This is a genomic window from Bacillus sp. JH7 (assembly GCF_001563515.1).
GTDB lineage: Bacteria > Bacillota > Bacilli > Bacillales > Bacillaceae_G > Bacillus_A > Bacillus_A cereus.
Map to the genome: position 1 here is coordinate 1,441,095 of NZ_LPUS01000001.1, position 12,236 is coordinate 1,453,330.

The window sequence follows — 12,236 nt, forward strand, 5'->3', positions numbered from 1 at the left end:
TAGGATAAAAAGTAGATTAATAGAGAAAGAGGAGGAGATTATTATAACTACAACCGTTATTTCACATTTTTACAATGAAGAGTATTTATTGCCATGGTGGCTTATGCATCATACGAAACTTTTTGATCATGGTATTTTAATTAATAAAGGTTCAACAGATCGTTCCGTTGAGATTTGTAAAAAATTCGCACCGCATTGGGAGGTGCGAGATTCTGTAAATCCAGAGTTTGATGCATATGCGACAGATCATGAAGTGATGAGGATAGAACAAGAAGTACAAGGATGGAAAATGATTTTAAATACGACTGAGTTTCTTTGCGTGCAAGATAAAAATCAGTTTTGGAAATCGCTAAATGAATTGGGGGGGAGGATGTATTGGCTGGACGGGCTTATTATGGTTGATGATCCTAACTACAACTATCCGGACCTTAACTTTGGAATACCTTTAATGAAACAGCGATTTCATGGTTATTTACCAGAAGATTGGCCGTTATGGAGAAGAGGTAGATTTATTCATAATCATGAGCATGGAAGTTATACGGTTGGAAGACATTTATCTGCGCATGAATCGATGATTTATCCACCTCTTGCCTGTATATTATGGTTTGGGTTTAGTCCGTGGAACGATGCGATGAGAAAGAGAAAGTTACAAATTGGTCCGACTCTTTCTGAAGCTAGTAAGCATGGGGGAATGGGGACGCACCATATTATTACGTCGGAAAGATTAGGAGAATGGTATAAGGAATTAGCGAGAGGAACGAAGGATTTACGTTTTAATGATGCATATCGTTATGTTTTTGTATAAATGATTTCCACCATAAAATTGTTTCTTCAATTCCTGTATTTAGATCGTATGTTGGTTTCCAGTTTACTTCAGTTTTTAAACGTTCTACATTAACCCCGACAAATAAAGGTTCATCTTTAGAGAAAGGGATTGCACCTAGTTTAATTAAATGTTCTTTTCCTATCTTTTTAGCAATGATAGAAGCTAACTTTTTAATTTGTACAGATTGACCAGAAGCGATATTGATGGTGCCTGTAACGCTGTGTTCTAATATTGTTACGAGAGCGTCAGCGACGTCACTCACATGGAGGAAATCTCTTGATTGTTTTCCATGTGTACATAGTGCTTCCTCGTTTTTTAATAAGGAAGTGATAATGTTAGAAACGAGCCGATTACCTTGTTCGTGAGGTCCATACATATGAAAAATGCGGCCCCAACACATGCTGAGGCCTGTTTGTTGTGCATACGTTTCTAGCCAGGAGTGCAGTGCATTTTTACATAAAGAATACGGGGTTTTATAGGAAAGGAGCGGTGAATCTTCAAATAATACGCCGTTAAACCATTCGTACTCTGCGCCAGTACCTGCAACGACAACACGCTTTCCGCCGCATGTTGTGAAGTGTTGAATCAATGAAATACTAGACTTTAGCCAATAGTAATTATTAATAGATACATAGCATGCTGGTGGCACTGCTTCCCAAGCAAGGTGAATGAGATGGCTAGGCTGAACATCCGAAATGAATTGTTTTACTTCGTCATCGCGAAGCAAGTTTACTTTATGCCAATGGCAAGGGAGGTGAGAGGGGTTATTTTTATTATACGTGGCGTGCACTTCATATCCCTTTTGTATAAGTGAATGTACAACATATTTACCTATCCAGCCACTACCACCTGTTACAACAACTTTCTTCATGGCTCGATCACCTCAATTTCTGGAACCGTCACTAAAAATTTACCGCCCCATTCACGAATGAAAGAGCATTCTTTCATAATTTCGTCTTTCAAATTCCAAGGAAGTATAAGAATGTAATCCGGTTTTGTACGTTTAATTTCTGCTGGAGATTTTATTGGAATACGAGTTCCTGGTAAAAGGAGATTTTGTTTGTGAGGATTTTTATCTACTGTATAAGCTAGAAATTCTTTACCTATCCCGCAATAATTCAAAAGGGTGTTTCCTTTAGCTGGAGCACCGTAACCGATAATTTGTTTGTTTAAAGCTTTCGCTTCAATAAAAAACTTTAAAATATTTATTTTCAATTGTTCGATGCGTTTAGAAAAAAGGAGATAGCAATCTAATGTATCTAACCCGTGGTCGACTTCTTTTTGAATTAATTTTGTAACATTGGAATGGATAGTTGATTGGGCACTTAGATGGTTTACAAAAATCCGTAAGGAACCACCATGCGTTGAAAGTTCTTCTACATCAACAATTTGTAAATGATGATAACTTAAAACTTTTTGAAGGCTTATAAGTGAGAAGTAGGAAAAGTGCTCATGGTAGATAGTATCGAACTGTTTAAAGGATATGAGGTTTAATAAGTGTGGGAATTCAATTGTTATCGTGCCATCTTGTTTTAATAACGTTTTTAAACCGGCAACAAAATCATGCAAGTTTGGAACATGTGCTAATACGTTATTTGCGACGATTAAATCAGCTTGTGGCAATTTTTTTGCTAAGTCATTACTGAAAAAATTTACATGAGTAGGAATTCCTTTTTTGATAGCAATTTCTGCTACGTTTTTCGCGGGTTCAATTCCCAATGTCTCGATATTTTCTTTTTTAAAGTATTGTAATAAGTACCCATCGTTACTTGCGATTTCAATCACTTTTGAATGTTTCGTTAAGTTGAAACGCTTAATCGCCATTTCTACATATTGTTTAGCGTGTAGTAGCCAACTTGAGGAGTAAGAGCTGAAGTATAAATAGTTATGAAAAATATTTTGTGGGGATTCAAATTCATCTAGCTGGACGAGTAAACAAGAGTTACAAACAAATGTGTGCAGCGGATAAAAAGGTTCCATTTTATATGAGCTTTCAGGAGCTACAAATGAATTAGCAAGAGGGGAAACGCCCAAATCTAAAAAAGTGTTGGTTAGTAATGAGTGGCAAAAACGGCATTTTTTCTGTTCCATTTTATAGCCCCCTTATAAATTTTTGAATGCATCGATTTGTTGTCGTGTGAAAGATTCTATATTTTCACCAGATGCATATTTTTTGTACCAATCAACAGTCCAAGCGATAGCATCATCTGTTGATAACTTAGGAGTCCAGCCGAGTTTGTTTACTGCTTTTGTACTATCGAGTGTTAAAACAGGTGATTCATAAGGAGTATTTGTAGAGGAGGAAATGATTGTTAGTGGGTTATTCCATAATTTTATTACAGATTCAATGACATCATGAACGGTTCTGTTAGGTTCATTCATTGGGCCGAAATTCCACGCTTCTGCATATTTAGCATCATTCCAAAGTTTCTCAGCTAAAAGGATATAGCCATGTAAAGGATCTAAAACATGTTGCCACGGACGGACGGCATATTTGTTTCGAATACACAAAGTATGATTGTGCAAATATGCCCGAATGATATCAGGGAATAATCGGTCTTCTGCCCAATCACCACCGCCGATGACGTTACCAGCTCTGACTGAGGCGAGTTTCTGGGTATTAGTGCGGAAGAATGATTTTTGATAGGATGTTGCCACTATTTCAGCGCAAGCTTTACTAGCGCTATAAGGGTCGAAACCTCCTAGTCGGTCATTTTCCACGAACGCTCGGTCGCCACTACCGTCATTCTCATAACATTTATCGCTTGTCACATTAATAATGGCACGTACGCTTTCGATGGACTTTGCTGCTTCTAGCACGTGAACAGTACCTAAAACATTCGTTTTGAATGTATCGATAGGGTTTTTGTATGAAGCGGTTACGATTGGCTGAGCTGCTAAATGAAATATTATGTCAGGTTTATGCTGCTTCATGGCATGAAATAAAGAATGGTAATCTGTAATATCGCCTTTCATTGTCGTGCACTCTTTTGCTACGTTACCTTGTTCAAAAGTGTTAGGAATGGATGGGGGATGAGAAGAAAAGTCTACTACTTCTGCACCTAAAGAACTTAAGAAAAGGGTGAGCCAGGAGCCTTTAAATCCAGTATGTCCTATAATAAATACTTTTTTCTTATTCCAAAAAGATGATGAAGCCATATTACCAAACCTTCCACGGAGCGTTATTACTTTCCCATAGCTCGACTAATTTATTTTTATCGCGCAATGTATCCATCGGATGCCAAAAACCAGAATGTTGATATGCGGCCAATTCATTTTTGTTTACTAACTGAACTAAAGTGTCTGTTTCAAAAACAGACTTATCTCCACTAATGTAATTGAAAACTTCAGGATTTAAAACGAAAAATCCACCGTTAACCCATCCGCCATCACCTAATGGTTTTTCTTGAAAAGATGTTACAGACTGTTTATCTAATATGAGAGAACCAAATCTACCAGGAGGTTGTACGGCAGTAACAGTAGCCATTTTTCCATGTTTTTTATGGAATGTAATAAGTTCTTTTATATTTACATTACTTAATCCATCACCATAAGTGAGGCAGAAAGGTTCGTCTCCGACATAATTTTGAATCTTTTTCACTCGGCCACCCGTTTCGGTATTTACACCAGTATCGATTAGTGTAACTTTCCATGGTTCTACACGATGAGAATGGCTAGTAATTGTATTATCGTTTAACTGTATTGTGAAATCAGACATGTGTAAGTTGTAATTTAGAAAGAACTCTTTAATTGCATATCCTTTATAGCCTAAGCAAATAATAAACTCAGTAATCCCGTAATGACTATACAAACTCATAATGTGCCATAGAATGGGTTTTGTTCCAATTTCAATCATAGGTTTCGGTTTTAAATGTGTTTCTTCCCCAATTCTTGTACCGTACCCACCAGCAAGAATAACAGCTTTCATTTTTTCCTCCTAAAATAAAAATTTATTATTTATACAGTATTCATGTTTTATGCAAATGAGATTGTTTTTGATTAAGTGAATGAAAATGTTTGAGGTGATGACGATGCAGAAAATATTACGGTTTGAATTTTGGAAATAATTTTTGATATTCAGGGTTATGACGGAGGTCTTGTGTTAGGTTACTAAGCTCTAAAAAACGTATGTCCAGTACTTCAGGAGATTGACCGTAATGTGTTTGAAGTCCCATTTGAACACCCCTTTTTGAAAGGGTAGGTGTAATTTGTAATTTTCTTGCTTTTGATTGTTCATTCCAAGGGCTAAAATAAAATTTTAAAATAAATGAAGGATAGTCATAAATTATATATCCGTGCCGCGAATGATGTCTACCAGGTAAATATGCACCGTCTAGATGATTGTGAATAAATCTCCAAGCACATCCGAGATTTGGGTTATAAGGGAAGACACCGTGGTATCGCTGTTCTACTAAGGGGATAGAATATCTAGGCTTTGAATAATTATAATTATGATTATCTATCATTAAAATCATTCTAATCGCATACATGTTTTGGCCTAGTGTATGAAGAGATGAAAAAAATTCTTCAGTATTATTACAACAAAAGAATTCAGTAGTATTTAAAACGATTTTCCAACCTGAAACTTCTCTTTCAATTTCCATCACTTCAATATCAGTATTAGTTGGATCAAACTCAAGAAATCTTGAATTTCGTACTTCCCAGTGGGGTGCTAATAGTTTACAAATCTCTACGGAACGATCTGTAGACCCTCTATTAATTAAAATGCCGTGATCGAATATTTTCGTGTGATGCATAAGCCACCATGGAAGTAGGTATTCTTCATTATAAAAATGAGAAATGATTGTCTTTTTCATATTAATTCCCTCCTATACAAGCAATCATTATTAGTAGGATATGCTTTTAAATAAGAAAGGTTAAAAATGGCAGACAATGTAGTGATTAGGTAGTAGTTTAGTAATTTTATTGTATAAGTGTAGATTACTCGTATTGAATCATCATAGGAGGAGATTGGGATTTTGTATAAATTGTGAATAATAAACCGTCACGTTTGACTGTACAGTTTATGTATTGTATGATGTAAGTAATATAAACAAGGGGGGAAGATCGTTGGGAAGGTGTATCGAATCGGACAGTTGGCTCTCATGGCTCACGTGTCGAAACGAACGATTGATTATTATACGAATCTAGGTATCTTAAAAGCGGAGCGATCTCAATCTAATTATCGCTATTACGACGAAACAGCATTTGAGACATTACAATTTATTGAGAAGTGCAAAGAAATGCATATGCCGCTTTGTGAGATTAAAGAGAAAATCGAGGAGAAGAAGAAGCTGCTCGGTATCAATGAACACGTTTCGAAACAAGTGAATGAAGTGACAGACCATATTCATCAATTAGAAGTGGAACTTACTGAGTTAAAGCCGCTTTTAGATGGATTGACTGATTCACAACGTGAAAAAATATCGAAATCTTTATCTGGTCAAACGACAGCTTTAATACAGACACTTGCTCTATTATTATAGAATAAGTGAAATCCGACCTCTTTAATTTTTGTATCGGGCTATGTTTTCTAACGAACAAATAAGAAAACATTATAGTATACAGGAGGTGGACACCTTAGTTTTTTAACTAAGGGGATTCATTGGAAATATTTAATTTAGTCATGGTTGCGATTTTAATCGCATTTACTGGATTTTTCGTAGCAGCAGAGTTTGCGATTGTAAAGATACGTTCAAGTCGTATCGATCAGCTTGTTGCGGAAGGAAAACGCGGTGCTTTAGCAGCGAAAAAAGTAACAACAAATTTAGATGAATATTTATCTGCTTGTCAATTAGGTATTACAGTTACAGCTATGGGATTAGGTTGGTTAGGTGAACCGACAATCGAAAAGTTATTACACCCGTTATTTGAGAAATGGAACTTAAATCCTTCTATTTCATCAGTATTAACATTTGGTCTTGCTTTTATGATTATGACGTATTTACACGTTGTAGTAGGGGAATTAGCTCCGAAAACGATGGCAATTCAAAAGGCTGAAAGGGTAACGTTATTATTGGCAGGTCCATTAATGATGTTCTATAAAGTAATGTATCCATTTATTTGGGTATTGAACGGTTCAGCTCGTGTGATAACTGGTTTATTCGGTTTAAAGCCAGCTTCAGAACATGAAGTAGCTCATACAGAAGAAGAATTACGTCTTATCCTTTCAGATAGCTATGAAAGTGGCGAAATTAATCAAGCTGAATACAAGTATGTAAATAACATTTTTGAATTTGATAATCGTATTGCAAAAGAGATTATGGTACCGCGAACAGAAATCGTTGGTTTCTACCTGGAAGATTCAGTAGAAGAACACATGAAAGTGATCCAAAATGAGCGATACACACGTTATCCGATTTTTGGAGAAGATAAAGATGATATTATCGGTATGGTCAACGTAAAAGATTTCTTTATTCGATATATGACCGAGGATCAAAAAGATTTATCATCTATTCGCTCGTATATGCGTCCGATTATTGAAGTGATGGAAACGACTCCAATTCACGATTTATTACTTCAAATGCAGAAGAAGCGAATTCCGATGGCTGTTTTATATGATGAGTACGGAGGAACAGCCGGAATTGTAACGCTTGAAGATATCTTGGAGGAAATCGTCGGCGAAATTCGTGACGAATATGATGAAGATGAAGCACCGCCAATTCAACATGTGAACGAGCAACATATCATTGTTGATGGAAAAGTGCTTATCTCAGAAGTGAAAGATTTATTTGGATTACACATCGAAGAAGATGATGTGGATACAATCGGTGGATGGATTATGATGCAAAATCATGAAATCGAAGAAGGACAACACGTTGAGGCGGAAGGTTATGAATTTAAAGTGTTAGAAAAAGACGCTTACCAAATTAAACGTGTTGAAATTCGTAAGATGGAACAAGAACAAGAAGAAGAGAAAGCAGCAACTGTGTAAGTTGCTGCTTTTCTTCTAAAGTACAAAAAATGAGAACTTAGGAGCGGATATTTTGATTCAAGAAGCCTTACGTGTATATCGATTACAATTGTATGTGATCTTTAGTGGTTTACTACTTATGTGGACGATTACTCCGTTTGGAAAACAAGTGACAGGGTTCGGTATTGGATTAGCAGTAAGCGCCTATTGTCTTTGGTTATTAGCTCGCAGAGTGGAGAAACTCGGAAAAAGTATCGTAATGAAGGAAAAGGCTCCTGGATTAGGAGTTTTAAACCGATTTGCAGCTGCTATTTTAGGAGCTATCATCATGTATGAAATTGAGCATGAAATGGAAATGTGGGCATTCGGTACAGGTATTTTAGGTGGTCACTTTTTAATGATTGCAAATTTAGCGTATGCAAATATGCAGTTAGTGAAAGAAGAAGAGAAGCAAAGAGAACATGCTTCGAAAAACATAGAGCTATGATGAAAGGGACCTAATCAGGTTCCTTTTTTAGTTTAGCGATATGATACAAGTAATCAAATTAATGACAAATATAATACGCTTCTTTTTTGTGTTTTTCAATAGTATGAAAAATAATAAAAAAATTTTAAAAAACCCATCGATTTCTAAAGGTTATGTATGTTATTATGACAAAAGACTTTTTGAAAGAGGTGGATACCAATGTTACAAGCGCTACTTATTTTTGTGCTTCAAATTATTTACGTTCCAATATTAACAATCCGTACGATTTTGCTTGTAAAGAATCAAACAAGATCCGCTGCTGGTGTTGGATTGTTAGAAGGAGCTATTTACATTGTCAGTTTAGGTATTGTGTTTCAAGATTTATCAAATTGGATGAACATCGTTGCCTATGTCATTGGCTTTAGTGCGGGACTGTTATTAGGCGGTTATATAGAGAATAAATTAGCAATTGGTTATATTACGTATCAAGTTAGTTTACTAGACCGTTGTAATGAATTAGTAGATGAATTACGTCACTCTGGATTTGGCGTTACAGTATTTGAGGGCGAAGGTATTAATTCTATACGTTATCGCTTAGATATCGTCGCAAAGCGTTCTAGGGAGAAAGAGCTTTTAGAAATCATTAATGAAATTGCACCGAAAGCGTTTATGTCTTCGTATGAAATTCGCTCGTTTAAGGGTGGATATTTAACGAAGGCGATGAAGAAAAGAGCGTTAATGAAAAAGAAAGATGAACATGCATCGTAAAAAAGAGGAGTAGTGCTGCATTAAAAGCGCAGTATAAGTCCAAATGTAAAAGGGAGGAATCTATTTTGATGTAGATTCCTCTCTTTTTTATTGTTAATTGAAAAACTAAATCGTATAATTATTTTTTCTACTCATCCTCAAATTAATGATTAGCCATATAACTTGAAAAAATACCGGTATGATAAACGCGATTAATATAACGATAAGTGATATTGATTTAATTTCAGGTGTTTGAATAACACCAGCACCATCAACCTCTCGTAACCAAATAATAGCGGCCCATATTCCAAAAACGATAATCCAAAATAGGTTACCAATCCACCAAGAAATCCATCGTTTTTTCATGTTAGCACCCCTTACATTTATCTACTGTTAAAAGTATATTTTCGTTCGTTACATTTATAATGAAACAACTTTAAAATTAGTTTTTAACTGTATATCTAACTTGTTTGAAGGTTACTATTTCTCCATCATCATTATCATCTTTCGTTTGCAAAAGTTGAACTTTTGGTTTGTAGTCTGTCCGATGAGCGTGTTCGATATCTTTAATGTTAAGCTTGTAGGATTCACCATTCTTTAGCTTTTGTTCTAACACTTTTTTATTAGCAACATAAATAAAAGTTACTTTATTTTCATCAATGCCTTTAGTTTTAATTTCTAATTCATTATCTTTTGTTGTGATCGTTGGTGTTAATAATTCCATACTGCCTTTCCCGCTTTCTAAAGAATTCTCTGCTATAGTTGAACATCCTGATAATATGATTCCAGTGAATAGAAGAACAGCTAATTTCTGTTTCATAACATCCCTCAATTCCATGTGAATTTTGATTTTGGTATTGCTAGATTACTAGTGTGGAGCGTAAATGTTTAGTTAGTACCCTTTTGATTGTACCATAATATGTAAAATAAAACAGGATGTATATCCAATTTAAGGGAGATTGAAAAATTTACTCATTGTTGTAAATTCGTGTGTTTTAGCTTCTATTTCAATCGAAATGTAGACAGGATAAAGAAATTTTTTATAGAAATTTCAATTTTTACATCTTAAAATAATGATAAAGCGTAGATGAATTTATTCACTTCGGAGGTAGTTATTTGAACATTAACGAGAAGGCAATTGAAATGTTTGAACAAAATAAATATGAGGAAGCAATGGAACTGTTTCAACAAGCAGTACATGAATCTAGAGACGTACAATCTCTCAATAATCTTGCTTGGATGTACTTCTATGAGGAAGAGAATGATGATAAAGCTCTTGAATTAATAAGAGAAGTTGTTAAGTTGAATCCTTCTTCATACTTTCCTTATAACATCTTAGGGGACATTTACATGAAACAAGAAAAATGGACAGAAGCGAAAGAAGTATTACAAAAATCTATTTCGATTCAACCATCGGATGAAGCATATCATAATGTAGCTGTAGCTCATTATAACCTTGGAGAGCTGGAAAAAGCTTCGGAATTTTTTTTACGAGTTGCAGGGGATTCGGACTATATCATGTATAGCTATGTAAAATGTTTAATTGATTTAGAACGAACGACAGAAGCAAAAGAGAAGTTAGATACTTTTAACAGGGAATCTGATAATTTTTTAGGGGAAATTAATGTAGCAGATTTATATGTTGAATTGAATTGCTATAAAGAAGCAATTGAATGGTTCGAAAAGGGATATAAAGAATGCTGGAAAAGTCCTAATTGGATTGGTAGATTTGTGTATGCTCTATATAAAACGAATAATTTCTCCCGTATAAATGAAGTTATACGGGAATCTATCGAAGCGAAAACAGCAGATATAGAAGATGTTCAGAATGAAGAAGTAGAAGAAAACTGGACAGAAAATGATAAGAAAGAGTTAATTGAGGAATATACAGAAGAGAATAATTGTTATAAAACAATGGTAGAACGTATCAAATCTGGATATGTTCCAGGATTAGAGTTTGAAACTGATTATATAGGCGCTTGCTATTTATTTGGTTGTAAAAGACATAATCACCTTGAATATGAAAAATAAAAAGATTCGACTGTCACATATGATGGTCGAATCTTTTTCGTTATAGGTCGCTTGTATTACATAGGTGTATATCCTCTTTAGAGGCCACTTTTTTTATATTCAAAATATGTAGTGAAATAAAACCAATAAGTCCTATTCCGCCAAAAATAAGCCATGGTGTATACATTCCGCTTAAGTTGGATGTAAAAGATGTACCGGTATAATTACCAATGATAAAACCAAATGCGAGTGATAGTTGATAAAATCCGAAGAAAGTGGCTGTATATGATTCATTACTGTAATTTGCAATAGCGATATCAGCGTTAGGTAATACGAGTGTTTCACCGATTGTAAATAAAATTACACAAATAAAGAGCCAATATGGGTGTTGAAATAAAGGAATGAGTAAAAAGGAAATACTCATTAATAAAACACCGTATTTAATAATCGAAAGTGTGTTGTATTTGTGGAATAATTTTCGGAATAATACCATAAATATGACGCCTGTTATCGCATTTATCGTAATAACGAGTGTAGCAAGTTGATTGCTATTACTAATGTTTTTCATATGAAGTGGAAGTGCGACAGTAAGCTGAGTAAACATAATATAGAAGAAAATCATGATAAAGGAAAACAGAAGGAAAGATTTGTTTTGTAAGATGACCTGTATTCCTAATGTAATAGACGTGTTTTCAGTAGTGACTTGGAAGTGATTTTTAAGTAAGTAAAAAATAAAAGCAAATAACAGCATAAGAGATCCTGTTAGAGAGAAAGCGTAGAGTGGATCGAGTAAGAGTAAGAATCCTCCTGCAATTGGTCCGATTATTGCACCGCAATTAAAGCTAAGGTTTAAATATGTAAATAAATTTTTTCTCAAATGAGCTGGCTGTGAGCCAAATATAGCGCGAGCGGCAGGTTCGTAAAATGCAGTTCCGAAGCCAATAAGTGCAGAAGAAATAGAAATTGTATAGAAATCAGAGCATATTCCTAAAGCGATAAATCCGACTCCTCTTAAAAATAATCCGGCTATCATCATAATGATATAGCCTATTTTGTCAGCAATTAACCCTGAGAATAATGGGATAACTCGTGATGTAATTGTCATAATCGTCAACACTGTTCCTACTTGGACAGCAGAAAAATGAAGAAAGGTTAATAGATAAATAGCTAAAAATGCGTATACTGCAAAATACCCAAAAGACATAAAAAATGAAGAAATAAGCATGAAACGTATCGGTGTTGAGAAACCTTTCATAGAAATCCTCCTAATTATG

14 protein-coding genes are annotated in these 12,236 nt (G+C 34.9%); 6 read left to right on the plus strand and 8 right to left on the minus strand.

Going from position 1 to position 12,236, the window contains the following annotated elements; all coding sequences use genetic code 11:
- Positions 1-4: 4 nt before the first annotated feature.
- Positions 5-805 carry a glycosyltransferase family 2 protein gene (locus AU379_RS07410; protein WP_076774856.1) on the plus strand — a complete coding sequence of 267 codons (801 nt, stop codon included), beginning with the start codon at positions 5-7 and terminating at the stop codon, positions 803-805.
- On the opposite strand, the gene AU379_RS07415 is transcribed toward AU379_RS07410, so the two are convergent.
- From AU379_RS07415 to AU379_RS07435, 5 genes are all read right to left on the minus strand, one after another.
- Complete coding sequence (locus AU379_RS07415) at positions 774-1,697, minus strand: NAD-dependent epimerase/dehydratase family protein (RefSeq protein ID WP_000758375.1); 924 nt, start codon at positions 1,695-1,697, stop codon at positions 774-776. The two genes, AU379_RS07410 and AU379_RS07415, sit on opposite strands and share 32 nt — an antisense overlap.
- Positions 1,694-2,917 carry a class I SAM-dependent methyltransferase gene (locus tag AU379_RS07420; RefSeq protein ID WP_000435776.1) on the minus strand — a complete coding sequence of 408 codons (1,224 nt, stop codon included), beginning with the start codon at positions 2,915-2,917 and terminating at the stop codon, positions 1,694-1,696. The genes AU379_RS07415 and AU379_RS07420 overlap by 4 nt, the downstream gene beginning before the upstream one ends.
- A gap of 12 nt (positions 2,918-2,929) precedes the next feature.
- Complete coding sequence (gene rfbG / locus AU379_RS07425) at positions 2,930-3,985, minus strand: CDP-glucose 4,6-dehydratase (protein ID WP_061139069.1); 1,056 nt, start codon at positions 3,983-3,985, stop codon at positions 2,930-2,932.
- A 1-nt stretch (position 3,986) separates the two neighbouring features.
- Positions 3,987-4,754 carry a glucose-1-phosphate cytidylyltransferase gene (gene rfbF / locus AU379_RS07430; RefSeq protein ID WP_000648807.1) on the minus strand — a complete coding sequence of 256 codons (768 nt, stop codon included), beginning with the start codon at positions 4,752-4,754 and terminating at the stop codon, positions 3,987-3,989.
- 115 nt (positions 4,755-4,869) lie between these two features.
- Positions 4,870-5,643, minus strand: a complete 774-nt coding sequence (locus AU379_RS07435) for a glycosyltransferase family 2 protein (protein WP_000750974.1) — start codon at positions 5,641-5,643, stop codon at positions 4,870-4,872.
- A gap of 261 nt (positions 5,644-5,904) precedes the next feature.
- Here AU379_RS07435 and AU379_RS07440 point away from each other — a divergent pair, with 261 nt between their 5' ends.
- The 4 genes from AU379_RS07440 to AU379_RS07455 all read left to right on the plus strand — a co-directional run bounded on the left by AU379_RS07440 (position 5,905) and on the right by AU379_RS07455 (position 8,973).
- Positions 5,905-6,312 carry a MerR family transcriptional regulator gene (locus tag AU379_RS07440; RefSeq protein ID WP_000285635.1) on the plus strand — a complete coding sequence of 136 codons (408 nt, stop codon included), beginning with the start codon at positions 5,905-5,907 and terminating at the stop codon, positions 6,310-6,312.
- A gap of 119 nt (positions 6,313-6,431) precedes the next feature.
- Positions 6,432-7,760, plus strand: a complete 1,329-nt coding sequence (locus AU379_RS07445) for a hemolysin family protein (protein ID WP_000402258.1) — start codon at positions 6,432-6,434, stop codon at positions 7,758-7,760.
- Positions 7,761-7,812: 52 nt separating this feature from the next.
- Positions 7,813-8,226, plus strand: coding sequence for an ATP synthase subunit I (locus tag AU379_RS07450; protein WP_000613876.1), 414 nt, complete (start codon positions 7,813-7,815; stop codon positions 8,224-8,226).
- A 198-nt stretch (positions 8,227-8,424) separates the two neighbouring features.
- Positions 8,425-8,973, plus strand: a complete 549-nt coding sequence (locus AU379_RS07455) for a DUF2179 domain-containing protein (RefSeq protein WP_000938438.1) — start codon at positions 8,425-8,427, stop codon at positions 8,971-8,973.
- 105 nt (positions 8,974-9,078) lie between these two features.
- On the opposite strand, the gene AU379_RS07460 is transcribed toward AU379_RS07455, so the two are convergent.
- Entirely contained in the window at positions 9,079-9,318 is a 240-nt protein-coding gene (locus AU379_RS07460; protein WP_000747695.1) for a DUF3923 family protein, read from the minus strand.
- Between the two features lie 76 nt (positions 9,319-9,394).
- Positions 9,395-9,790: a hypothetical protein gene (locus AU379_RS07465; RefSeq protein WP_082769914.1), complete on the minus strand. Its 396-nt coding sequence runs from the start codon at positions 9,788-9,790 to the stop codon at positions 9,395-9,397.
- Positions 9,791-10,068: 278 nt separating this feature from the next.
- Here AU379_RS07465 and AU379_RS07470 point away from each other — a divergent pair, with 278 nt between their 5' ends.
- Entirely contained in the window at positions 10,069-10,983 is a 915-nt protein-coding gene (locus tag AU379_RS07470; RefSeq protein ID WP_061139071.1) for a tetratricopeptide repeat protein, read from the plus strand.
- A 40-nt stretch (positions 10,984-11,023) separates the two neighbouring features.
- On the opposite strand, the gene AU379_RS07475 is transcribed toward AU379_RS07470, so the two are convergent.
- The gene (locus tag AU379_RS07475) at positions 11,024-12,217 is read right to left on the minus strand and encodes an MFS transporter (RefSeq protein ID WP_000675759.1); all 1,194 of its coding nucleotides are present in this window, start codon (positions 12,215-12,217) and stop codon (positions 11,024-11,026) included.
- Positions 12,218-12,236 lie beyond the last annotated feature (19 nt).